21 protein-coding genes are annotated in these 24010 nt (G+C 63.7%); 11 read left to right on the top strand and 10 right to left on the bottom strand.

What is annotated here, in order from left to right; all coding sequences use genetic code 11:
- The first annotated feature begins 59 nt into the window (after positions 1–59).
- Positions 60–335 carry an AbrB/MazE/SpoVT family DNA-binding domain-containing protein gene (locus QCE69_RS33255; RefSeq protein WP_309926994.1) on the top strand — a complete coding sequence of 92 codons (276 nt, stop codon included), beginning with the start codon at positions 60–62 and terminating at the stop codon, positions 333–335.
- Here the strand turns inward: QCE69_RS33255 and QCE69_RS33260 are convergent.
- The 3 genes from QCE69_RS33260 to fdnG are packed head-to-tail and all read right to left on the bottom strand — an operon-like array spanning position 299 to position 4959.
- Entirely contained in the window at positions 299–949 is a 651-nt protein-coding gene (locus QCE69_RS33260; protein WP_309926997.1) for a formate dehydrogenase subunit gamma, read from the bottom strand. The genes QCE69_RS33255 and QCE69_RS33260 overlap by 37 nt on opposite strands.
- Positions 936–1880, bottom strand: a complete 945-nt coding sequence (fdxH, locus tag QCE69_RS33265) for a formate dehydrogenase subunit beta (protein ID WP_309820995.1) — start codon at positions 1878–1880, stop codon at positions 936–938. The genes QCE69_RS33260 and fdxH overlap by 14 nt, the downstream gene beginning before the upstream one ends.
- Positions 1881–1890: 10 nt before the next feature.
- Positions 1891–4959: a formate dehydrogenase-N subunit alpha gene (gene fdnG, locus QCE69_RS33270; RefSeq protein ID WP_309935176.1), complete on the bottom strand. Its 3069-nt coding sequence runs from the start codon at positions 4957–4959 to the stop codon at positions 1891–1893.
- A 223-nt stretch (positions 4960–5182) separates the two neighbouring features.
- On the opposite strand from fdnG, the gene QCE69_RS33275 reads away from it, so the two are divergent.
- The 3 genes from QCE69_RS33275 to QCE69_RS33285 all read left to right on the top strand — a co-directional run bounded on the left by QCE69_RS33275 (position 5183) and on the right by QCE69_RS33285 (position 9164).
- Positions 5183–6526, top strand: a complete 1344-nt coding sequence (locus QCE69_RS33275) for a YihY/virulence factor BrkB family protein (RefSeq protein WP_309935178.1) — start codon at positions 5183–5185, stop codon at positions 6524–6526.
- 313 nt (positions 6527–6839) lie between these two features.
- Positions 6840–8009 (top strand): porin, encoded by a 1170-nt coding sequence (locus tag QCE69_RS33280; protein ID WP_309927002.1) that lies wholly within the window; start codon positions 6840–6842, stop codon positions 8007–8009.
- Between the two features lie 198 nt (positions 8010–8207).
- Positions 8208–9164 carry a glycerophosphodiester phosphodiesterase family protein gene (locus QCE69_RS33285; protein WP_309935179.1) on the top strand — a complete coding sequence of 319 codons (957 nt, stop codon included), beginning with the start codon at positions 8208–8210 and terminating at the stop codon, positions 9162–9164.
- Positions 9165–9167: 3 nt separating this feature from the next.
- Here QCE69_RS33285 and QCE69_RS33290 read toward each other — a convergent pair whose 3' ends face one another.
- Positions 9168–10031: a proteasome-type protease gene (locus QCE69_RS33290; protein WP_309935180.1), complete on the bottom strand. Its 864-nt coding sequence runs from the start codon at positions 10029–10031 to the stop codon at positions 9168–9170.
- A gap of 170 nt (positions 10032–10201) precedes the next feature.
- Here QCE69_RS33290 and QCE69_RS33295 point away from each other — a divergent pair, with 170 nt between their 5' ends.
- Positions 10202–11794, top strand: coding sequence for an exonuclease domain-containing protein (locus QCE69_RS33295; protein ID WP_309935182.1), 1593 nt, complete (start codon positions 10202–10204; stop codon positions 11792–11794).
- Positions 11795–11810: 16 nt separating this feature from the next.
- Here QCE69_RS33295 and QCE69_RS33300 read toward each other — a convergent pair whose 3' ends face one another.
- The gene (locus tag QCE69_RS33300) at positions 11811–12554 is read right to left on the bottom strand and encodes an SDR family oxidoreductase (protein WP_309935184.1); all 744 of its coding nucleotides are present in this window, start codon (positions 12552–12554) and stop codon (positions 11811–11813) included.
- 129 nt (positions 12555–12683) lie between these two features.
- Here QCE69_RS33300 and QCE69_RS33305 point away from each other — a divergent pair, with 129 nt between their 5' ends.
- A complete protein-coding gene (locus QCE69_RS33305) occupies positions 12684–13607 on the top strand; it encodes a LysR family transcriptional regulator (RefSeq protein WP_309927013.1) in 924 nt (307 codons plus the stop codon).
- A 135-nt stretch (positions 13608–13742) separates the two neighbouring features.
- Here the strand turns inward: QCE69_RS33305 and QCE69_RS33310 are convergent, their stop codons facing one another.
- The 3 genes from QCE69_RS33310 to QCE69_RS33320 form a co-directional block, all read right to left on the bottom strand.
- The gene (locus QCE69_RS33310; protein WP_309821010.1) at positions 13743–14201 is read right to left on the bottom strand and encodes an HU family DNA-binding protein; all 459 of its coding nucleotides are present in this window, start codon (positions 14199–14201) and stop codon (positions 13743–13745) included.
- 224 nt (positions 14202–14425) lie between these two features.
- On the bottom strand, positions 14426–15169 hold the full coding sequence (locus QCE69_RS33315; protein WP_309927015.1) for an endonuclease/exonuclease/phosphatase family protein: 744 nt from the start codon (positions 15167–15169) through the stop codon (positions 14426–14428).
- Positions 15166–17451: a VTT domain-containing protein gene (locus tag QCE69_RS33320; RefSeq protein ID WP_309935186.1), complete on the bottom strand. Its 2286-nt coding sequence runs from the start codon at positions 17449–17451 to the stop codon at positions 15166–15168. Before QCE69_RS33320 ends, QCE69_RS33315 begins: the two co-directional genes overlap by 4 nt.
- Positions 17452–17564: 113 nt before the next feature.
- On the opposite strand from QCE69_RS33320, the gene clcA reads away from it, so the two are divergent.
- From clcA to QCE69_RS33345, 5 genes are all read left to right on the top strand, one after another.
- The gene (gene clcA, locus QCE69_RS33325; RefSeq protein ID WP_309927020.1) at positions 17565–18893 is read left to right on the top strand and encodes a H(+)/Cl(-) exchange transporter ClcA; all 1329 of its coding nucleotides are present in this window, start codon (positions 17565–17567) and stop codon (positions 18891–18893) included.
- A gap of 299 nt (positions 18894–19192) precedes the next feature.
- Positions 19193–20221, top strand: a complete 1029-nt coding sequence (locus QCE69_RS33330; protein ID WP_309935188.1) for an aldo/keto reductase — start codon at positions 19193–19195, stop codon at positions 20219–20221.
- A gap of 119 nt (positions 20222–20340) precedes the next feature.
- Positions 20341–20955, top strand: a complete 615-nt coding sequence (locus tag QCE69_RS33335) for a LysE family translocator (RefSeq protein WP_309910943.1) — start codon at positions 20341–20343, stop codon at positions 20953–20955.
- 242 nt (positions 20956–21197) lie between these two features.
- Entirely contained in the window at positions 21198–21368 is a 171-nt protein-coding gene (locus QCE69_RS33340) for a hypothetical protein (RefSeq protein WP_309927024.1), read from the top strand.
- A 195-nt stretch (positions 21369–21563) separates the two neighbouring features.
- Positions 21564–21725 carry a DUF1328 family protein gene (locus QCE69_RS33345; RefSeq protein WP_035509367.1) on the top strand — a complete coding sequence of 54 codons (162 nt, stop codon included), beginning with the start codon at positions 21564–21566 and terminating at the stop codon, positions 21723–21725.
- 69 nt (positions 21726–21794) lie between these two features.
- Here QCE69_RS33345 and QCE69_RS33350 read toward each other — a convergent pair whose 3' ends face one another.
- Positions 21795–22940 (bottom strand): MBL fold metallo-hydrolase, encoded by a 1146-nt coding sequence (locus QCE69_RS33350; protein WP_309935190.1) that lies wholly within the window; start codon positions 22938–22940, stop codon positions 21795–21797.
- Between the two features lie 135 nt (positions 22941–23075).
- Positions 23076–23855, bottom strand: coding sequence for a G1 family glutamic endopeptidase (locus QCE69_RS33355; RefSeq protein WP_309927029.1), 780 nt, complete (start codon positions 23853–23855; stop codon positions 23076–23078).
- Positions 23856–24010 lie beyond the last annotated feature (155 nt).

The raw sequence follows: 24010 nt of genomic DNA on the forward strand, positions 1-24010 counted from the left end.
GACACATTGAGGAAATCAAGATGGAACTGTCGATTCAGAAGTGGGGGTAAAGTGCCGCTTTGCGTTTGCCCGCCGCGCTGCTCGAGCAAGCTCGCGTCACCATAGGTGACAGGCTCGTCGTTGAGATCCGTTCGGAGGGAATCGTGCTTGCGCCGGCACGACCCCGATACTCTCTGGATCAGCTTATCGCGCGCTGCGACTCCAAGGCACCGGTTTCCGATGACCTGGTGAATTGGATCAGCATCAAGGACGCGGGACGTAAAACATCCTGCTCCCGCCTGAGCCTGAGACGAACCCCCTACTTCCCGATCATCTCCCGAAACCACCTCGGATGATGCTTCCGCGCCCATCCGAACGTGACCGTGCCGCGCGTCATCGCGCCGATCGATCCCTTGATCCACAGCGCCGCATAGATATGCACGATGATCGACACGATCAGCACGAAGGCCGTCGCCGCATGCACGACCGACGCCACGCGCACCACCGTGATCGGAAAATAGAACGCGAAGTAACGCCGCCAGATCACGATCCCGCTCAGCAGCAGCAGCACGAGACTCGCCACCATCACGAAAAACAGCAGCTTCTGCCCGGCGTTGTACTTGCCGATCTCCGGCAGCCGGTCCTCGCGGTTCGTGAGCACGTCGCCGATCTGTTTCATCCACTGCACGTCGTTGCGGTCCAGATAGTTGTGATGCCAGAACCGCAGCGCGAGGATCAGGAACGACACGAACATCACGCAGCCCACAAACGGATGCAAGATGCGCGTCCACTGTCCGCCGCCGAACACCGCGTAAAGCCACGCCATCGAAGGATGAAACATCGCGAGCCCGGAGAGCGCGAGCAGCACGAAGGTGATCGCGGTGATCCAGTGATTCGTGCGCTCGTTCGGCGTGTAGCGCTGTATCAGCCGATGCCCCTTGACGTCACGCAGTTCGCTATCGTGTTTCATCGCTTCGCTCCTGTCCGCCCTCACGGCGGTGACGCACTTCATCCGCCTCGCGCTGCGCCTCGATTTCGTCTTCGTCGCTGACTTCGTTCGGCCCGATACGCGTGTAATGGAAGAACCCGGCCAGCGCCGCAATGCCGATGCCGATCATCGCCAGCGGCTTCGTCACGCCCTTCCAGATCGACACCAGCGGACTGATATGCGGATCCTTCGCCAGACCGTGATAAAGCTCCGGCTGATCCGCGTGGTGCAGCACGTACATCACGTGCGTGCCGCCCACGCCCGCCGGATCGTACAGTCCGGCATGCTCGAAGCCGCGTTCCTTCAGGTCCTCGACACGCTCCGCCGCCTGCTGCTGCATGTCCACCTTGGTGCCGAACATGATCGCGCCGGTCGGGCAGGTCTTGACGCACGCGGGCTCCTGTCCCACGGCGACGCGGTCCGAACACAGCGTGCACTTGTACACGCGATGATCTTCCTTCGAGAGCCGCGGAATATTGAACGGACAGCCCGTGATGCAATACCCGCAGCCGATGCAGTTCTCCTCGTGAAAGTCCACGATCCCGTTGGTGTACTGCACGATCGCGCCCGGCGACGGACACGCCTTCAGGCAGCCCGGATCCTCGCAGTGCATGCAGCCGTCCTTGCGGATCAGCCATTCGAGATCGCCCTTCGGGTTCTCGTATTCGGTGAAACGCATCACCGTCCACGAGTGCTCGGTCAGGTCGCGCGGATTGTCGTAGATGCCGGTCGTATGACCGATGTCGTCGCGCAGGTCGTTCCACTCCATGCACGCCGTCTGGCACGCCTTGCAGCCGATGCACTTCGACACGTCGATCAGCTTCGCGACCGTGCCCGTGACGGGCACGCGGTCGCCGGGCGGCGGCGTGGTGGTGGCCGAGAGGCGCTTGATATCCAGCGATTGCAATGCCATGCCGTCCTCCCTATGCCTTTTCCACTTTCACGAGAAACGACTTGAACTCCGGCGTCTGCGAGTTCCCGTCGCCTACGGAAGGCGTCAGCGTGTTGACGAGATAGCCCGGCTGCGCGAGGCCCTTGAAGCCCCAGTGCAGCGGCAGGCCGACGGTATGGACCTTCTTGCCCTCCACCATCAATGGCTTGATGCGCTTGGTGACGAGCGCCACCGCGACGATATGTCCGCGATTGCTCGATACCTTCACGCGGTCTCCCGCCACTACGCCCACTTCCTTTGCGTGTTCCTCGCCGATCTCCACGAACTGCTGCGGCTGCACGATCGCGTTCAGGCGCGCGTGCTTGGTCCAGTAGTGGAAGTGCTCGGTCAGACGATAGGTCGTGCCGGTGTTCGGGAACTTGTCCGCCGTGCCGAACGCCGCGCGGTCATCCGGAAACACGCGCGCCGCCGGATTGCTCGTCACCGCCTTGTTGTCCGGGAAGAACGGGTTATAGCCGATGGGCGTCTCGAACGGCTCGTAATGCACGGGGAACGGGCCTTCGTTCATGCCGTCGCGGGCGAAGAAACGCGCTACGCCCTCGGGGTTCATGATGAACGGGCTCATGCCCTTGTCGGGCGGTTCGTCGACCTTGAAGTCGGGGATATCCGGACCGGTCCACGCGCGCCCGTTCCATGCGATCAGCTTGCGCGACGGATCGAAGGGCGTGCCGTTCACGTCGCACGACGCGCGGTTGTACAGCACCCGCCGGTTCGCCGGCCACGCCCAGGCCCAGCCGAGCGTCTGGCCGATGCCGGTGGGGTCCGCGTTGTCGCGCCGGCCCATCTGGTTGCCCGCCTGCGTCCACGAGCCGCAGAAAATCCAGCAGCCGCTCGCGGTCGAGCCGTCGTCGCGCAATTGCGCGAAACTCGCCAGCTGCTCGCCTTGCTTCGCGAGCACCTTGGTCTTGTCGGCGGGATCGGTGACATCGGCGAGCGCGCGGCCGTTGAACTCCATCGCGATCTCTTCCGGCGTCGGGCTTTCCGGATCGGCGTAGGGCCAGCTCATCTTGAGGATCGGATCGGGATACGCGCCGCCCTTTTCCTGATAAGCGCGACGCATGCGCAGCCACAGACCCGACATGATCTCCAGGTCGCTGCGCGCCTCGCCCGGTCCCACCGCGCCCTGCCAGTGCCACTGCAACACACGCGACGAGCTGACCAGCGAGCCGCGTTCCTCCGCGAAACAGGTCGTGGGCAGCCGGAATACCTCCGTCTGGATCGTCGACGAATCGACATCATTGAACTCGCCGTGGTTCTTCCAGAACTCGGACGTCTCGGTCGCGAGCGGATCCATGATGACCAGCCACTTCAGCTTCGACAGCCCGAGCCCGACCTTCGCCTTGTTGGGCGCCGCGGCCAGCGGATTGAAGCCCTGGCAGATGTAGCCGTTCATCTTGCCCGCGGCCATCAGCTCGAAGACCTGCAGCATGTCGTAGGACTTGTCGAGCTTGGGCAGATAGTCGAAGCCGAAGTTGTTGTCGGCGGTGGCGTTCTCGCCCCACCATGACTTCATGAAGCTCACGTGGAACGCCCGATAGTTCTTCCAGTAACTCAGCTGGTTCGGCCGCAACGGCTGCGACGCGCGCTTCGTGATGTAGTCGTCGAAGTCCTGTTCGGCTTCCATCGGCAGGGTCATGTAGCCGGGCAAGAGGTTCGACATCAGGCCGAGATCGGTGAGGCCCTGGATGTTCGAGTGCCCGCGCAGCGCGTTCATGCCGCCGCCCGCTATGCCGATGTTGCCAAGCAGAAGCTGCACCATCGCGCCCGTGCGGATCATCTGCGCGCCGACCGAATGATGCGTCCAGCCGAGCGCGTAGAGAATCGTGCCCGCGCGATTCGGCGCGGCGGTCGTGGCGAGCATCTCGCAGACCTTGAGGAACTTGTCGGTCGGCGTGCCGCAGACCTTGGTCACCATCTCCGGGGTGTACGAAGCGTAGTGCTGCTTCAGCAGGTTGTAGACGCAGCGCGGATGCTGCAAGCTCGGATCGGTCTTCACATAGCCGTCGTCGCCGCGCTCGTAGTCCCAAGTCGACTTGTCGTACTTGCGATGCTCGGCGTCATAGCCCGAGAACAGGCCGTCCTTGAACACGAAGTCCTCGCGCACAATGAACGACATGTCCGTGTAATTCTTCACATACTCGTGCTGGATCTTGTCGTGCGTGAGCAGATAGTTGATCACGCCGCCCAGGAACGCGATGTCCGAGCCGGTGCGGATCGGCGCGTAAAAATCCGCGACCGATGCTGTGCGCGTGAAGCGCGGATCCACCACGATGAGACGCGTCTTGCGATGCGCCTTCGCTTCGGTCACCCACTTGAAGCCGCACGGGTGCGCCTCGGCGGCATTGCCGCCCATCACGAGAATCACGTCCGCGTTCTTGATGTCGACCCAATGGTTCGTCATCGCTCCACGGCCAAACGTCGGGGCAAGACCTGCCACCGTCGGGCCATGTCAGACACGCGCCTGATTGTCGAATGCGAGCATTCCCCAGCTGCGCACCGTCTTGTGCGTCAGATAGCCGACCTCGTTGCTGCCCGCCGACGCCGCCAGGTAGCCCGAGGTCAGCCAGCGATTGACCGTCTTGCCGTCCGCCGTCTTCTCGACGAAATTGGCATCGCGGTCTTCCTTCAGAAGCGTAGCGATGCGGTCGAGCGCGTCCTCCCACGACATCCGTTTCCACTCGCTCGACCCCGGCGCGCGGTATTCCGGATGAAGCAGACGGCTCGGGCTGTGAATGAAGTCGATGAGCGAGGCGCCTTTCGGACAGAGGGTGCCGCGATTGACCGGATGATCCGGGTCGCCCTCGATGTGGATGATGCTGGCCTTGGCGTTCTTGGCGTTGTCGCCGAGGCCATACATCAGGATGCCGCATCCGACTGAACAGTACGGACAGGTATTGCGCGTTTCCGTGGTGCGCGACAGTTTGTATTGCCGGACTTCGGCAAGCGCGGGAGCCGGAGAGAAGCCCATTGCCGCCAGGCTCGATCCGGCGAGCGTGCTCGCGGAGACCTTGAGGAACTGTCGCCGTGACATTTGGAGCATGATTGCCCTCGGCGTGTCGTAAAGTGGGTTTCCAGAGTGTAAGGGTGCTCGGTGACACCTGCAGTAAAGATGCAGTGGCGGCAGCGTCTTCATGTCCGGAACGTCCCGATGAAGCAATGTACGCGCCTGAGACGCATGCCTCCTGAACGTTCTGGAATGGAACCTGCTCTCCCGACCTCAAGTCCGGGCGCCCTGCGCGTCTTACCGAACCGAGAGGTCCGCCATGAGTTCCGTGTCAACGCAGAAGATCGAAGCCGCCGTCAGGAAAGATGCATCCTGGGCCGTCGGCGCGCTCAAGAAGTTTTCCGAAGACCGCTGCGCCGCCATGGCGGCAAGCATTGCCTTCTATTCCGCCTTCTCGCTCGCGCCGACGCTCGTCATGGTGATCGCCGTCGCGGGCTGGATCTTCGGGCCGGAGGCGGCGCGCGGGCAGTTGTTCCATCAGGTCAACGGCCTGATCGGCGATCAGGCGGCTGCGGGCGTGCAGAGCATCGTAGAGAATGCGCACCGCAGCAGCGGCACGGGCATCGCCGCGATCATTTCGTTCGCGCTGCTGGCCATTGGTGCGTCGGCTACTTTTTCTTCACTCAATACCGCGCTCAACCTCGTGTGGCCGATGACCGGCGAACAGCGCTCCGGCGTCTTCGCGATGGTGCGCGTGCGGCTCGTGTCGTTCGGTCTGGTGCTGGGCGTCGCTTTCCTGCTGATCGTGTCGCTGGTGCTCGATACCGCCATCCAGGCCGTCGGGATGTGGCTGTGGGGCGAATCGCCTTTTGTGATCATCGGCGATATCGTGCAGATGGTGGTCGGGCTCGTGATCCTGTCGGCGGCCTTCGGCGGACTGCTCAAGTTCCTGCCCGACGCGCCGGTCGAATGGCGCGATGCGCTCGTCGGCGGGCTGGTGGCCGCGGTGCTGTTCTCCGCGGGCAAGAAGTTGTTCGCCGTCTATCTGACGCATGCGGGCACGGCCAGCGCATTCGGCGCGGCGGGTTCGCTCGCGGTGCTGTTGATGTGGCTGTATTTTTCGGCGGCTGTCCTGCTGCTCGGCGCGGAATTCTCGGCGGCGCGGGCGCGTCTGCATGATCCGCGCGGCGCATGGGGCATGCAGAACAATGGCAAGGTGCCGCCCGGCAGCCGCGCGAAGATCGGTTCGCTGCTCGCGTCCTCGACGCGTCCCGCAACGCCCGCCAATGCGGCAAGTGCCGCCGCCCTGCCCGCCACGCCCGCCAGCATGCGTCCGGATGCCCCTGTGAGCGCGAGCGCGCGACGCGTCATCGGTGCGCGCGCCCAGCATGCCCAGCAGTTGACCGGTCAGGCGCGCATGAAAGTATCGGCGGTTGCGCGGGCGCTCGAGTTGTCGCGCAAGCTCGCGCGAGCCGAATCGACGGCGACACGCGCCACCGCAATCGCCATGATCGGCGCGACCCGCAAGGCGTCGAACGCCAACCAGGCGGTGCGCCGGCATCCGTGGCGCGCAGTGTTGGTGGCGGCGAGCGCCGGCATGGCAGTGGCGCTGCTATCGCGTCGCGACACGTCACGATCGTCAGAAGAAATCACCCGCGATTGATCTCGTGCGCCAATCATCCGCAACGGCCGAAAAAAGCAAACTCGAAAAGGCCGTTTGTTATTCAAACAGAAGGTAATCGAATAAAGCAGCGCAGTTGAAGTTTCGCCATGCCGGCGCTCGTGCGGAACTTTTCGAGGTGCCTTCTGTCGTCGTTCGTCTGCTTTCAAACTTGCCGCAAACCCTTTACTGGCTTGTGTTGCATCAAGTGTGTGTTTTTCGAGACAATCTATATTTTTTCATTTCTAAAGTTTCGAAACGTTGCGTTATTCTCTGCGCCAGCAACAACATATTAAACATTCGCGTGGAGAATTCGATGAAGAAATTCGCACTGACGTCCCTGTCGCTGGCACTGCTCGGCGCAGCTGGCGCGGCTCAGGCCCAAACGAGCGTGACGCTCTACGGCGTGATCGATGCGGGCATTGGCTATGTGAGCCATGCCAACGCGAACGGCGACAAGCTGGTCGGCATGATCAACGGCAACCTGTCCGGCGACCGTTGGGGCCTGAAGGGTCAAGAAGACTTGGGTGGCGGTCTGAAGGCAATCTTCCAGTTGGAAAACGGTTTTGACGTTGGCACGGGCCAACTCGGACAGGGCGGTCGCGAATTCGGCCGTCAGGCATTCGTCGGTCTGTCGGGCAATCAGTGGGGTACGGTCACCCTCGGTCGTCAATACGACCCGCTGGTTGACATGGTCCAGGGCATCACGGCTGACAACTACTGGGGCGCCATCTTCGCAACGCCGGGCGACATCGACAACTACGACAACTCGCTGCGCGTGAGCAATGCGGTCAAGTACGTTTCGCCGAACTTCGCAGGCTTCCAGGTTGAAGGTCTGTACGGCGTGTCGGGCGTTGCCGGCGCAACCGGTCAAGGTCAGACGTGGTCGGGTGCAGCGACGTACAACAACGGCCCGCTGGCTATCGCAGGCGGCTACTTCTACGCGAACAACCCGAGCGCCGGCCGCACGCCGCCGACGGGCGCAAGCGGCTGGACCAGCTCCACGTCCGACGCACTGTTCGACGGCCCGATCAACAACGCCTACGCTTCGGCTCATGCCATCGGCATCGCTCGTGGCGCGGTGCAGTACTCGATCGGCGCATTCACGGTCGGCGGTTCGTACAGCAACTCGCAATTCAAGGCTGACGGTGGTTCGCGCTTCGGTTCGGAACACTTCAACACCGGCAACGGCTTCGTGAACTTCCAGGTCACGCCGGCTCTGTTGACGGGTCTGGGCTACACCTACACGAAGGCAGGCGGCGATACGTCGGCGACCTACCATCAGGTCAGCCTCGGCGCCGACTACTCGCTGTCGAAGCGCACGGACTTCTACGCTGTTGCTGCTTACCAGCACGCAAGCGGCGACCAGCGCGATGCAACGACGGGTACGGTGAACTCGGCACAAGCGTCGATCGGCTCGTACGGCTACGAAAGCGGCCGCAGCCACCAGGAAATGGTCATCGTCGGCGTTCGCCACAAGTTCTAAGAACAACCGGCTCGCGCGACATGCAGATGTCGCGCTGGCAGGACCGCAAGACGCTCGAACAGCCATCGGCATGCCGATGGCTGTTTTTTTTGCGCGTCAGTAACGTGACAAATGGTTGAATCGAGCGGGTGGAAGATCACATCGCTCGATGATCGCGGCAGAATCTCCCGAACCTCAAGCCGTTCGGAGTCTGATTCGATGCCGTTTCGCCACGCCGCCGCGTTCGCCGCTGCCCTTGTTATCTGCATCGCCGTGGCGGGATGCGGGGCCGCCCGCAGCGACGATTCCCCCGCCGCGCCGATGATCATCGCGCATCGCGCAGGCGCAGCCGATTTCCCCGAGAACACGCTGCTCGCCATCGAAGGCGCGCTGAAGAATCATGCCGATGCCATCTGGCTGACCGTGCAGCTCACGCGCGACGGCGTGCCGGTGCTGTATCGTCCGGCGGATCTGTCGGCGAATACCGAAGGCCAGGGCGCGGTCGCGGACACCGATCTCGCCTCGCTCGAACGTCTCAAGGCAGGCTGGCGCTTTGCGCGCATCGATGCGGCTGGCGTAACGCGCTATCCGTACCGTGAGACACCGCTGCGCATTCCCACGCTCGCGCAAGCCTTGCGCGCGATTCCGCCCGGCGTGCCCGTCATGCTCGACATGAAGGCGCTCCCGGCCGAGCCGCAAGCCGCAGCGGTAGCGCGCGTGCTGAACGAGGAAGCCGCCTGGACGCGCGTGCTGATCTACTCGACGGACGCGTCCTATCAGAAGGCCTTCGCTGCGTGGCCGCAAGCCGTGCTGTTTGAATCGCGCGATGCCACCCGGGCGCGGCTCGCGGCCGTCGCACTGGAACAGACCTGCGAAGCGCCCCCGCCTCCCGGCACATGGACCGCGTTCGAGTTCGAAAGAAAGATGGAGCTCGTCGAAACCTTCACGCTGGGCGAAGCGCGCACGGCAGTGACAGCGAAGCTCTGGACGCCCAACGCCGTGCGCTGCTTCGGCGCGCAAGGCAAGACCCGGATCGTCGCGATCGGCATCGACACGGCGGAGGACTACCGCGCCGCCGCGCGTCTCGGCATCGATGCCGTACTGGTGGATTCGCCGTCGAAGATGAGCGCCGTGAAAGCGGCGCTGCCGTCGTCCTGTGCGGCGGGCATGAGCTGATGACTATTGCCGCGGCGCGCTGCCCGAAGGCACGTCTTCGGCCAATGTCTGCGCGGGCGCTTCGGGACACGGCAGATCGCCGATAACGAGCCGCGGCACCGTGTTGCGCGCATCGCGCGGACGCAGCGGCACGTTGCCGGGCTCGGTCCACGCGGGATTAGGGATCTCGCCGAACAACTGCCGCAGGCGCTCGCCCCACGTCTTGTTGATCATCTGGTAGTAGGCGCTGTTGCTGTCGAGCGTGGCGAAGCGCGTCACGCACAGCGCGTCCTTCTCGTACACCAGCAGATCGAGCGGCAAGCCAACGGACAGGTTGGAGCGCAGCGTGGAGTCCATCGAAATGAGGGCGCACTTGGCGGCTTCGTCGAGCGGCGATGCCGGCGTGATGACGCGGTCGATGATCGGCTTGCCGTATTTCGATTCGCCGATCTGAAAATACGGCGACACCCGCGTCGATTCGATGAAATTGCCCGCCGCGTAGATCATGAACAGGCGCGGCGGCTGGCCGCAAATCTGTCCGCCGACTATGAAACTGCAATTGAAGTCGACGCTGAACTCCGCGAGCGACGACGCATCGCGCCGATGCACCTCGCGCACCGCGTCGCCGACGACCCGCGCCGCCTCCGGCATGGTCGCGACGCTGTAGAGCGTGGGCGCGTTCGGATCGGACGGTTCGGCGAGCAGTTGCGTGACGGCCTGCGTGATGGCCAGGTTGCCCGCCGTGAGCAGCACGAGGACGCGCTCGCCCGGCTGTTCGAAGACCACCATCTTGCGCGCGGCGCTCACGTGGTCCACGCCGGCGTTGGTGCGGGTATCGGAGAGGAACACGAGTCCCTCGTCCACGCACATACCCACGCAATAAGTCATGTCGATCCATCCTGAAGCAAGCAAAACGTCATTGTACTGAGCGCGCCTGCGCATTTCATCCAGCGCGCTTCCGAGCGCTTAACGGCACGGCACGACCGTTTTTTCAGGGCGTTGGCGAGACCAAAAGGCGTTTCGCGCTAGACTTCCTGCTTCACGCCCCGCGCCTCATCATGTCCGAAGTCCCCGAAGCAATCGAAATCAGCGACGCTCTCGCCGATGCCCTCCTCGCCGGCCTTGCGCGTCCCATCGTGTTCGTCGATCTGGAAACCACCGGCTCGAATGCGACCGAAGACCGCATCACCGAAATCGGCGTGGTGGAGGCGAGCACGGCGGGTATCGAGCGCTGGAGCGTGCTGGTCGATCCCGGCGTGCCGGTGCCGCCGTTCATCGCGCGGCTGACCGGCATCGAAGACGCGATGTTGCGCGGCCAGCCGAGCTTCGCATCGCTGGCCCCGGCGCTGGCCGAGCGGCTGCAAGGCAAGCTCTTCATCGCGCACAACGCGCGCTTCGACTACGGCTTTCTCAAGAACGAATTCCGCCGCGCGGGCATCGCCTTTCGCGCGGATACCTTGTGCACGGTGCGGCTGTCGCGGGCGCTGTTTCCGTCGGTGGAGCGGCATGGCCTCGACGCGCTCATCGCAAGGCTCGACCTCGCGCCGACGGGACGCCATCGCGCGCTCGCCGACGCCGATCTGCTCTGGCAGTTCTGGCAGAAGATCCACGCGCTGTACTCGCAGGATCTCGTCGATAGCGCCATCAAGGCGCTGGTGCGCCGCGCGAGCCTGCCGGCCGCGCTGCCCGAAGGCACGCTCGATACGCTGCCCGCGACGCCCGGCGTCTATCTCTTCCACGGCGACGACGATATTCCGCTTTACGTCGGCAAGAGCATCAACCTGAAACAGCGCGTCGCGGCGCATTTTTCGGGCGATCACAGGCTTGCCAAGGATCTGGCGATCTCGCAGTCCATCCGTCGCATCGAAACCCGTGAGACGGTCGGAGAACTCGGCGCGCTGCTGCTCGAAGCGAAGCTCGTGAAGGATCTGAAACCGGCGCATAACCGGCTGTTGAAGGGCGCGTCGGGCGCGTGCGCCTGGCAATGGCTGCCGGGCGCACCCGCGCCGGTGCTCGTGAAAGCAAGCCGGCGCGATCTGTCGCGGGAGGATCAGCTGTTCGGCGTCTTCGCGACGCGCGCAAAAGCGCATGCTTTCCTGCGCCATCTCGCCGATGAACACGCGCTCTGTCCCGTGACACTCGGTCTCGAGAAAGCGCCGCTGTCGCGCGGACGCGGCTGTTTCGGCTATCAGGTGAAGCGCTGCCGGGGTTCGTGTGCAGGCATGGAAAGCTTCGCCGATCACGCCACGCGCGCGCTCGACGCGCTGCAAAACGCACGTCTCGTGCGCTGGCCGCATGAAGGACCGATCGCCATTGCCGAACGCAACGAAGGTTCGACGCAGGAAGCGTGGCATGTGATCGATCGCTGGTGCTACCTCGGCACCTGTGCCAAACGCGAGGACATCGCCGCGCTGCTCGACGATGCCCCCGACCTGCGTCCGTTCGATTCCGACGTGTATGCGCTGATCGCTAAACGCCTCGCGGCGGGCCGGCTCGAATGGATCGCGTGCGATGCGCGGCCGGGCTTCCATCTCATCGTCCAGGAGCCGCCCGCAAGCGTGCGCCGCGCGACCCATGCGGCAAAAGTAAAGGCAACGCACCCGGCACGACGCCGCGCCCCCGCCGAGGCACAGTTCACGCTGAGCTTCTGAGCTTCGGAACGCCCGTTTACGCGAGTCCGCCGTTCGCGCGCAGCACCTGGCCGTTCACCCAGCCCGCGTCCGGCCCGACCAGGAACGCAACCACCGACGCGATGTCGTCCGGCTGCCCGAGCCGCTCCAGCGGCGCCATTTTCGCCATGCCCGCGATCTGCTCGTCGGTCTTGCCGTCGAGGAACAGCGACGTGGCCACCGGCCCCGGCGCCACCGCGTTCACCGTGATGCCGCGCCCGCGCAGTTCCTTCGCGAAGACGTGCGTCATCGATTCGACCGCTGCCTTGGTCGCGTTGTAGATCGCGTAGCCGGGCATGTTGAGGGCCAGCGCCGTGCTCGAGAAGTTGACGATGCGTCCGCCCTCGCCCATGCGCGCCGCAGCCTCGCGCAATGTGTTGAAGGTGCCGCGCACGTTGATGTCGAAGGTCTGGTCGTAGAGGGCATCGCTGGTGTCGGCGATGGGCATCGTCTTCATCACGCCCGCGTTGTTGACGAGGACATCGACCGCCCCGAGCTCGGCCTCGACCGTCGCGAACATGCTGCGAACTTCCTCGGCATTCGCGACGTTCGCACGCACCGCAAGCGCCACGCCGCCCGCTTCGCGCAACTCGGCGACGAGCGCATCCGCCTCCTTCGCACTCGATGCATAGTTCACCGCGACGGCAAGGCCATCGCGCGCGAGACGCCGCGCAAGCTCCGCACCGATACCGCGCGATGCACCCGTGACGATGGCCACGCGCTGACGTTCCGTCTTGTTCATGCTGCTGCTCCTTGAAGAGTGAGGTTCGATGAGCAGCATGATGAATCATTCCGTTTCCGCGATCATCGGGCGGGGCTTAGTATCATCGTTCCATCTGCTTCAACAATCCTTCATCGATATCGAACCGCCATGGATCGCTTCCAGGAAATGCAGGTCTTCGTGCGCATCGCGGAGCGCCATAGCTTCACGCAGGCCGCCGACGACCTGCAGATGCCCCGCGCCACCGTCACCAATCTGATGAAGCGCATGGAGGAACGGCTCGGCGCGCGCCTGCTCGAACGCACGACGCGCACCGTGCGCCTCACGCACGACGGCGAAGCGCACTACCAGCGCTGCGTGCGGCTGATCGCCGATCTCGAAGAAGCGGAAGGATCGTTCCGTCACGCCGAACCCAAGGGCCTGCTGCGCGTGAACCTGCAAGGCACGCTCGCGCGCACCTTCATCATGCCGGGGCTGCCGGCCTTCATCGAACGCTATGGAGAGATCGAGCTGCATATCGGTGAAGACGACCGGCTCGTCGACCTCGTGCGCGAAGGCGTGGATTGCGTGCTGCGCGCGGGCACGTTGCAGGATTCGTCGATGATCGGCAAGCGCGTTGCATTGCTCGAACAAGTGACGGTAGCGAGCCCCGCGTATCTCGCGCGGGCGGGTATGCCGCACGATCTCGAAGCGCTGATGTCGCATCGCGCGGTGAACTATGTGTCGAGTGCGACGGGACGCGTGGTGCCGCTGGAGTTCAGCGTGAGAGACCGCATCGAGGCAGTCGAACTCAAGGCGACGGTCTCGGTGACCGGCGTCGAGATGTACACGCAGGCGGCGCTCGCAGGCTTCGGCATCGTGCAGGTGCCGCGTTATCACATCCATGATGCGCTTGCGGAAGGACGCCTTCAGCTCGTGCTCCCGGACTTCGCGCCGCCGCCGATGCCTGTCTCGGTGCTCTATCCGCATAGCCGGCAGTTGTCCGCGCGTGTACGGGTTTTCGCGGATTGGGTGAGCGCGGTCTTCAGCGAAACCGATCACGCGTTGCTTGGCCTGGCGTCGAATCACGCTTGAAAGCAAGCATGAAAGTCAAAGAGGCCAGTACCCCACGCATGGGGTACTGGCCTCTTTTCACGAAGCTTCGCGTGCGCCGAACCTGACGGACGCGAACTTCGAACGCAACGTCAAAGCATCAGAGCATCAGAGCACTCAGGCTGCTGCGTCCTTCAGCTTCTTCAGCGCGCGTGCCTTGATGCGGACGCTTGCCGGCTTGGCCGGGAACCAGCGCTCGGTGCCCGTGAACGGGTCCTTGCCGAAGCGCTTCTTCTTGGCCGGAACGGCTTGAGCCGAGATCTTCAGAAGACCCGACAGCGTGAATTCGCCGGCGCCCTTCTTGTGGATCGAACCGAGGATGGTGTCTTCCAGCGCGACCATCACGGCCTTGACTGCCTTCACGTCCACTGCTGCGCGCTCGGCCAGATGGTTCGCGAGCGATGCCTTCGTGAACGTATCCTTGACCGGCGACAGTGCGCCCGTGGTGGTCTTCTTGGCAGCGACTTTCTTGACGGCAACCTTCGGTGCTGCAGCTTTCTTCGCCGGTGCGGCAGTCTTCGCCGTGGCTTTCTTGGCCGGGGCTTTCTTGGCAGCGGTTTTAGCGGAAGTCGGCATGTTTCTCCTACCTGTTTTTTGGTCAGTGATATTCGAATACGTTCGCACCGATGCGTTCGTATCACGCCGGATTCTACATACGCCAAGCGAGTTCGTGCGAGTCTTTTGCGTTTTTATATCGCTTTTACAGGGGTTTTTCGTGGTGCCGCGCAGACATGCGGCTCATGAAGCCATCTCGATGCATGCTTCCTTGATGTTTACCGCACGCCATGCAGGCGCTTTCATCATCGATGCGCGATGTGCGCGATGAGCGGATAGTGATCCGACGCGACACGCGACAGACGTGTGCGATGCACGTCCACGCGCATCAGACGCTCGCCCGGATGCACCCAGATGCGGTCGAGCGCGAACAGCGGAAAGCGCGTCGGAAAGGTGCGCAGCGCAGTGGCGCGATGAAAGTGCGTGACCAGTCGACGAAGCGTGCGGCCATAGACGAACCACTCGTTGAGATCGCCGAGCAGGATCACCGGCAGCGCGGGCGTATCGAAGCTCTGCAGCACCTGCTCCACTTGCGCGCGCCGCTCGCTCGACGCCAGCCCGAGATGCGTCGCGACCACGCGCCACACCTCGCCGCCGCAATCGATGTCGGCATCGAGCGCGCCGCGCGGCTCGCGGCTCCGGAACGACAGGTCGAGCGTGCGCACCGCGCGCACCGGATAGCGCGTGAGCACCGCGTTGCCATAGCGGCGCTCGGGCGTATCGAGCGTCGGTCCCGCGACGGCATGCAGACCGGTCATGCGCTGCAGCACGTCGAGCACGTCATGCGCGCCACGGCCACCAAGCGGCACTTCCTGGAGCGCGAAGACATCGGCGTCGATCTCCGCGAGCACTTCGCCGATGCGCTGCGGCGAAAACCTTCCGTCGATGCCCACCGCGCCATGCAGGTTGTATGTCGCGATACGCAGTTCGCGCGCGCGGCTTTCGCTCGTGTCCTGCAAGTCGATCACGGGTTCGTGCAGCGGCGTCATGAGTTGACCTCGTCGGGCCGCGCGTTGCGCGCCGCCGGATCGCGCGGCATCGCGCCGCTCTCGTGCAGTTCGCTCGCGCGCTTCGCTTCTTCGCTGGCGCGCGGCTTGTCGGCATCGCCGGGTGCGCCTTCGTGCGCATCAGGCTGAGCGCCGCCGAGGAAACGCTGCAACAGCAGCGACACGCCGATCAGCGCCGCGCCGATGCCGATCAGCACCGCAAACGAGCCGATCGTCGGGCGGTGCAGTGAAGCGACCAGCTGATGGGCGAACGCCACCGTGAGGAAGATGCCGGGCCCCATGCCGAGCATCGTGCCGATCATGAAGTCGCGCATGCGGATATGCGAGGCGCCCGCGACGAGATTGACGATTGAGAACGGCGCCACCGGCAGCAGACGCAGCACGACGACGGCCACGATGCCGCGCTTCGCGACACGTTCTGACAGCCGGTTGACGCGCGCACCCGCGACTCGGCGCACGACATCGCGCCCGAGCCAGTTGCCGAGCGAATAGGAGACGGCCGCCGCGGCCATCGTGCCGAGGAAGGCATACAGCCCGCCCCATGCCGCGCCGAACACGAGACCGGTGGCCGCGATGAGCAAGGTGATCGGCACGGAAATGACCGCCGCCACGACGTAGGCCAGCACGATCCAGAGCGGCGCGAGCGGCAGCGCGTCGATGCGGCGCGTCGCGTTCGTCAGCGAGCGAAGGTTGACGTAGTCGCCGAACGAGGTCCAGTGCAACAAGCCCGCGACCACCACGACCATCAGCGCAAGTACACCGAGCAGCGCGAAGCGGCCGATGAGCGGCCGGGTCTTTTCCGCGGGCACGAACTGGTCGACGAGTTCGTCGGCGGCGATCGGCGTTTCCGGATCGATCAGCGCTTCGGTCGGAATCAGTTGATCGAGTTCCCTCGACACCAGCGGATCCAGCGGCACCAGCGTGCGATGTTCGTCGCGCTCGCGCAGCAGCGCCTGGATCGCCGCGTTCATGCCGCCATGCGCGGCGCGTCCACGGTCGATGTCCGCGATATCGCAGCCGAGATGTTCGGCGAGCAAGGTGTCGCGCATGGTGGCGATGGCGCGGCGGATGCGTGCATCGCCGCGAGCATCGATGGCGATGTTGCATTCGCTGTCCAGCACCATCGAACGATTGTTCAGGTTGGCCGAACCGACCATCAGCAATTCGTCGTCGACGATCATCAGCTTGCTGTGCACGTTGACGATCTCGTCGCCGAGTTTCGGCACGCTCGGACACAGCAGCCGGTAGCGGCCATGCGTGTCGGCGTCCTTCAGCAAGGCGTGCAACCGCGCCCGCAACACGCCCATGGTGACTTCCTGAAGCCAGCCGCTCTGGTTGCGCGGCACGACGATGGCAAGGTCCGGTCCGTCCTCTCGCCCAAGCGATTTCGCGAGCGCCGCGCCGATGGTGCCCGACGTGAAGTACTGGTTCTCGATATAGATGCTGTGCCGCGCCCGCGCGATGGCGTCCAGATACTGCGCGCGAATCTGCTGCACGGGCTCGCGGCCGAGATAACCGGGCTCGGTCAGCGAGATGGCAATCTCGACATCTTCGAGATCGACACGCCGCGACGGCGGCCAGGCATCGTGTTCGAGGTTTGCCCGATGCGCGCGGATCGCGAGCTGTTTGCCGCAGGCGCGCGCCCAGCGCTCGCGCGCGAGCAGGCCGATTTCGCGCGCGGCCGCGCCATCGAACATCGTGTGGACATCGTGAAAGGGCTGATAGCGCGTGCCGTTCGCATCGCGGCGCAGCGGTTCGTCGGGTGCATGCGCGGTGGTGTCCCAGCGCGAGCGCGTGAGATCGAGACCGCCGACGAACGCGAGCCGGTCGTCGATGACGACGAGCTTCTGATGCTGCGAACCGCCCATCGGATGCTTGCCGTCCATCTGGAACGCAATGCGCCGGCTGGTGCGCCAGCCCATCTTGTAGACGGGCAGCCACTCGCGTTCGAACGCGTAGAGCATCGCGAAGTCCCACGCCAGGATGTAGATGCGCAGACGCCGCTTGTGATTCGCGACCGCATGCAGGAAGTCGCCGAGCGCTTCGGGGAAGCCGTCGTCCGCGCCTTCGGGCGTGAGCTTCATGCGGCTGTCGATGTCCCAGCCAAGGATGAACACGGTGCGCTCGGCACGCGTGATCGCCTCGCGCAGCACGCGAAAATAATCCGCGCCATCGATCAGCAAGCTGAAGCGCGCCGCGTGACGCACGCTCGCGCAGTTGCGTCCGGGCTGGAAAAACGGCTCGTCGTCGCTTGCCTGATTCATGCGCGTCTCACGCCTCCGTGTTTCCTTGCGTCAAATGTCTTTCGTTTTGCAAGCAGCATGCCCGGCGCGATGCTACCCTTCGCAGCACATGCCGATGCGGAGCTTCATGCGCAATGAACGACACCGACTCCCTCGAACAGCACGACGAACGCGCAGGACTCGTTCCACTCGCGGCGGCCTCGGTCATCGTCGGCTCCGCGACGGGGGCCATCGGCGTGGGCTTCCGCTTTTCCCTCGAACGCGCGGAGGCGTGGCGCACTGCATTCGTCGCGTGGGGCCACGCGGGACATGAGGCCGCTTTCGTACTGGTCGTGCTCGCGGCGGCCGTGGGCACCGGGCTCGCGACCTGGCTCGTCGCGCGCTTCGCGCCGATGGCCAGCGGCAGCGGCATTCCTCATGTCGAAGCCGTGCTGCACGGCAAGCTGCCGCCCGCGCCGCTCGTGCTCGTGCCCATCAAGTTCGTGGGCGGCGTGCTCGCCATCGGTGCAGGTCTTGCATTGGGACGCGAAGGTCCGACCGTGCAGATGGGGGCATCGATCGCGCATGCCATCGGCCAGTTCATGCGGCGCACCGCCGGCGATTGCCGCGTGCTGCTCGCGGCAGGCGCGGGCGCGGGACTCGCGACGGCCTTCAATGCGCCCATCGCCGGTGCGGTCTTCGTGCTCGAGGAACTGATGCGGCGTTTCGACACGCGCACGGCGGTCGCGGCGCTCGGCGCTTCCGCAAGCGCCATCGCAATGGCTCGTCTGCTGCACGGCGATCTGCCCGACTTCCACGTGCCCGCGCAACCGTTCCCCGGCTTCGCGATGACGGGCGCGCATCTGCTGCTCGGCGTGTTGCTGGGGTTGCTGGGCGTGGCGTATTGCCGCGCAATTCTCTGGACGCTCGATATCGCCGAGTCGCTTTCGAGGCCGCTGACGGTCGCGCATGCGACCGCGCGCGCGGCGCTCGTCGGCGCGGCGGTCGGCGTGCTCGCGTGGTTCGCGCCGGATCTCGCGGGCGGCGGAGATGTGCTCACCGAACGCGCGCTGCTCGGCGCAGGCACCGTCGCGGGCGTGCTCGCAACCCTCGCGCTGCGCTTCGTGCTGGGCACCGTGTCGTATGCGGCGGGCACGCCTGGCGGTCTGTTCGCGCCGCTGCTGGTGCTCGGCGCGCAGACCGGACTCGTGTTCGGGCGCCTGTGTCTCGACTGGTTTCCGGGCATGTCGGCGGTGACGGGCGACACCAGCACGTTCGCGGTTGTCGGCATGGCCGCGTTCTTCGTCGCGGTGGTGCGTGCGCCCTTGACGGGCATCGTGCTCGTCACGGAGATGACCGCCAGCTTCACCCTGCTGCTGCCCATGCTCACGGCCTGCTTCACCGCGATGATCGTGCCCATGCTGTTGCGCGTGCCGCCGATCTACGACTCGCTCGGGGAACGCGCGGCGGCGGACAAGCGGTGATGCTGCGTTTTGCGTTTTGCGTTTTGCGTTTTGCGTTTTGCGTTTTGCGTTTTGCGTTTTGCGTTTTGCGGGCTGCGGGCTGCGGGCTGCGGGCTGCGGGCTGCGGGCTGCGGGCTGCGGGCTGCGGGCTGCGGGCTGCGGGCTGCGGGCTGCGGGCTGCACGTTGGCATTATGCGTTTTGCATTCTGCATTCCGCGGACCGTTGCGGTAGTCTCGTCCGCTGAACACTCGCGCGCCGCTCGTCATCGATATGGACAATGAGCGGCGTCTCTTCGACTTCATCTCAGAGAGGACACGCAATGGAATATCGACATCTCGGCGCTTCCGGCTTCAAGGTTCCGGTCTTGAGCTTCGGCACCGGCACGTTCGGCGGCAAGGGCGAATTCTTTCAGGCCTGGGGCGAGACCGACGTGAGCGAGGCACGCAAGCTGATCGACATCTGTCTCGACGCCGGCGTCACGATGTTCGACACCGCCGACCTCTATTCGCGCGGCGCATCGGAATCGATTCTCGGCGAAGCACTCAAGGGCCGTCGTGACAAGGCCATCATCTCGACGAAGGCCACGTTCCGTTTCGATCCCGATGAACCGAACGCCGTCGGCTCGTCGCGCTTTCATCTGATCGAGGCGGTCAATGCGGCGCTCAAGCGTTTGCAGACCGATCACATCGACCTGTTCCAGCTGCATGGCTTCGATGCAAAAACGCCGGTGGAAGAAACGCTTTCCACACTCGACGACCTCGTGCGCGCGGGCAAGATCCGCTACACGGGCGTGTCGAATTTCTCGGGCTGGCATCTTCAGAAATCGCTAGATGTCGCTGCGCGCTACGGTTACCCGCGCTACGTCGCGAACCAGACGTACTACTCGCTGATCGGCCGTGACTACGAATGGGAGTTGATGCCGCTCGGACTCGATCAAGGCGTGGGCGCTGTCGTGTGGAGCCCGCTCGGCTGGGGACGCCTCACGGGCAAGATCCGGCGCGGCCAGCCGCTGCCCGAGACCAGCCGCCTTCACAAGACCGCCGACATGGGGCCGCCCGTGCCCGACGACTATCTGTACCGCGTCGTCGATGCGCTCGACGCCGTCGCCGAGGAAACCGGCAAGACGATTCCGCAGGTTGCGCTCAACTGGCTGTTGCAGCGTCCGACGGTCGCAACCGTGCTGATCGGCGCGCGCAACGAGGAACAGTTGCGGCAGAACCTCGGCGCAGTGGGCTGGAACCTCACGCCGGAACAGATCAAAAAGCTCGATGAAGCGAGTACGGTGCGGCCGGCCTATCCGTACTGGCATCAGCAGGGCTTTGCGGAGCGCAATCCGTTTCCGGTGTAAGTGAGCAGGAAGGCGCGCTTCTTTTCCGTACTGGAAATCTGTCGGCGATCTGTACCGGTACTGTACCGGACCACTCCAGTACACTGGGTTCATCGATATCCCAGTTCAAGGAGCGCGCCATGCCGCAGGAACTCTTCAACGCTCTGCCCGCCGCCGCGCTGTTCGCCCTCGTGACGACCATTACGCCCGGCCCGAACAACACGATGCTGCTCGCCTCGGGCGTCAATTTCGGCCTGAAGCGCACGCTGCCTCACGTGCTTGGCATCAGCACGGGCGTTGCCATCCTGATGATCGCGGTCGGGCTGGGCCTCGCGCAGGCCTTCGAACGCTTGCCGTGGCTCTATACGGTGCTGGAAGCCGCGAGCGTGGCGTATCTCCTGTATCTGGCGTGGAAGATCGGTACGTCGTCGTCGGTGCAGCTGCGCGACGGCCAGAGCCGCCCGATGCGCTTTCACGAAGCCATCGCGTTCCAGTGGATCAACCCGAAGGCGTGGATGATGGTGCTGACCGCCGCAACCACCATTCACCTGCATGCCAGTCTCTCGCTGAATGCGGCGTTGATGGCGCTCGTGCTGGTCGTGATCGGCTTGCCCTGCATCACAATGTGGGCGGCGTTCGGCATGTCACTGCGACGCTTTCTCGCCAACCCACGCTGGCTGCGCATGTTCAATCTGTCGATGGCGCTGCTGCTGGTGCTTTCGCTGTATCCGATCGTGGCCCATTTTTTCGCATGATGCATCCAGGCGCCGCGCGCTTTGCCGGATCGCCGGGACCGGTGCATACTGGTCCGACGCGCCGGCACGCAAAATCTGCCGTCCTCCTTGCAAGTTTGGGACAGGATGGTACAGAAGCTTCCAGCAAGCACCTGCGTGACTGCTCTAGCGGCGGTTACAGTCCGGCGCGTACATGCCTTGCTTGTTCGTCAATTCGCGTCGAATTTCCGGCGCGGCTTTGCAATCTGTTCAAGGAGTACGTCATGTCTGGAGCCAACCGCCCATCCGGTCCCGCCACGCGCAAATCCCTCGATCTCGCCGATCAGATCGAGCGCGATGAACTGGAGAACAACCTGCCGGATGCGCTAAACAGCGTCGATGATGAAGACGATCTCGACGATGAATCCGACTCCGAACGCACACTAGGCCGTTAGCCTTCCTGCCGTGCCCCTTGCGTCTCCCATGGCGCATCCCGCGACGCCGCACTGCCGCTCAGGCCTTGCGGCGTTTTCATTGCTGGGCACGGGCGTTGCTTCATGCCATCGCGCGGCATGCACGCCATGAGCGAAGCGGCATCGGCATCCGCCCGGCTGCGAATCATTCGATCAACCGATCCCGTGGAGGACTTCATGCTTCGTTACGCTGTCATCTTCTTCATCATCGCGATCATCGCCGCCTTCTTTGGCTTCGGTGGCATCGCAACCGGCGCGGCGGAAATCGCCAAGATCCTGTTCTTCATCTTCATCGTGATCTTTCTTGCGACCTTGCTGCTGGGCGTGTTCAGACGATGACGCTGCATTGAGGTTAAAAAAGACGCGCGGACTTCTCTCGAGTCCGCGCGTTTTTTTTGGCCGCACGGTTCAGCGAGCGGCCGTATCGAGCTGCAGGGTTTCGCCGAATTTCAGCACCGTGAATGCATTGGCGGGCAGACCGGCGTGGCGCACGGCTTCGGCCAGGCGACGCGGAGGTTCGTCGAGCGGCTCGTCGGTGAGTTCGAACGTGCCCCAGTGAATGCCGATTGCCTTCTTCGCGTGGACTTCCTGGAAGATGCGCACAGCCTCTTCCGGATCCACGTGTTGCGCGTGCATGAACCAGCGCGGGTCATAGGCGCCGATCGGAATCAGCGCGAGATCGAAACCACCGAACCGCGCGCCGAGGTCACGAAAGTCCGGCGAATAGCCGGTGTCGCCCGCGAAGTAGAACGAGTAGGGATGCGCCGCGCCTTCAGGCGTCTTCACCACCCATCCGCCCCACAACGTTTCAGAACGATCGAACGGCGTGCGGGCCGACCAGTGCTGGCTCGGCACGAACCAGATATCGAGCCCTGACGCGTGCGTTTCATCGCCCCAGTCGAACTCCTGCGCGTTCGTGATGCCGATGTCGTTCATCCATGCCTTCACGCCCAGCGGCACGAGAAAGCGCGGCGGGCCGCCGGCCTGGCGATTCAGCGCCTCGACGGTGGGCTTGTCGAGATGATCGTAGTGATTGTGCGAGATGAGCACGACGTCGATGTGCGGCAGTTGCTCAAGCGTGAGCCCCGGCGGCGTCTTGCGTTTCGGGCCGGCGAACGAGAACGGCGACGCACGCTCGGACAACATCGGGTCCGTGAGGATGTTCACGCCGTTGATCTGCACGAGTGCGCTCGCATGACCGATCCATGTGAGCGTGTTCGCTGTACGGTTAGCCTTCAGCCACGCGACGTCGGGCTGGGCCGTCGGGAAGTGATAGCCGTTGGCCGGCGGCTTCGGCAAGCCCTGCGTGAAGCGTTCCCAGCGCCATTTCAACAGGGATTCACGCGGCAAGGTGCCGTAGTTGTTTTCGAAGCCTGAAGCCGTGCGTTTCGCGTGATGCAGCGGCTGGGGTTGGGTGGTGTCGGGTGGCTGGGACGTTTGATCGCCTTGCGCGGAGGTAGTCGGGGTACAACCTGCCAGCAGTGCGATCGTGCAGAGGGCGACGCGAGTGGTTTGCATCAGCGCGCCGGCCGGGAAACTGGGAAACCACGGCATGTCGTTGTGCCTTGATGTGCGCATGAATCCGATTGTACGGAAAGCTTCCCGGGACTTCAGGCATGACGCGGAGGGAGGTGTTGTCTGTCCATCGCCAGTGGCAGGCGATGGACGATATCAGAGCGGGTCCGCTCCTTAAATCTGATACACGATGAAGCTGGTGGGCGAAAGTGTGGCCGGAAACGCAAAGAAATTCGAGAGCGTGTTTCCGCTCAGCGGTTCGAAATACTGGACCTTGGATATTTCGTCGCTTGCAGTATTGGCCTTCGTGAATCCTACGTTGAAGAAGGTGATACTTCCGTAGTTCGCCACGGGCGCGCGACCAATCCATCCAACAATGCCCGGCTGCTCCATGACGACTTCAGCCGATTTATTGCCCGGATCCAATGCACTCGCGCCCGGCGCCGAACCTTTCGTGTTGAACATCCATTTCGGTGAGGTCGCGCCTTTGGCCGTGGCCGATTCCAGGAGGGTGTAACTTCCATCGAGGTTTTGGACGACCATTGCCGTCACCGTATCGCCCGCTGAAAGCGGATATTGGGCGCCTCCAAACTGCGGACCGGCCGGGACAAACTCGTAAAAGACCGCGTATGATGGCGTCGTTCCGTTGCACGATTGGGCGGTCCCGATTTGCTCCAGGGAATTTTGCTTCAGCACTGCGTCGTTGTAGCCCCCCAACCCAACCCAAGCGTAGGAAGCAGATGCCCCGCCGGCAGCGATTGCGCTGCAATCCACAGACGGTACGACCCAAGACGCGTACACGCTCGAATATGCTGCGTCGTTTATGACGTAGCCAGCCCAATTTTGCATTGTTACGTCGGCCGTACTGGCTTGTGCGTGAGAGGCAGTTGCATCAATCAATAACCAGGAAAACGCGGCAAACATGAATAATTTATTAATGACCGATTTATCCACTTTCGACTCCTTAGATTGGTAAAGGTTGTTCAACACACCAGATGAAGCCTTGTTAATCTAAGATGCATTCAGTCGCTTTATCTACCTTATAACTCTTCTATTACACAGTTTGGCAGATTCAATGAAACCGTAAACTGAATTATTTATCGAGGCAT

The organism is Caballeronia sp. LZ032 (genome assembly GCF_031451315.1).
GTDB lineage: Bacteria > Pseudomonadota > Gammaproteobacteria > Burkholderiales > Burkholderiaceae > Caballeronia.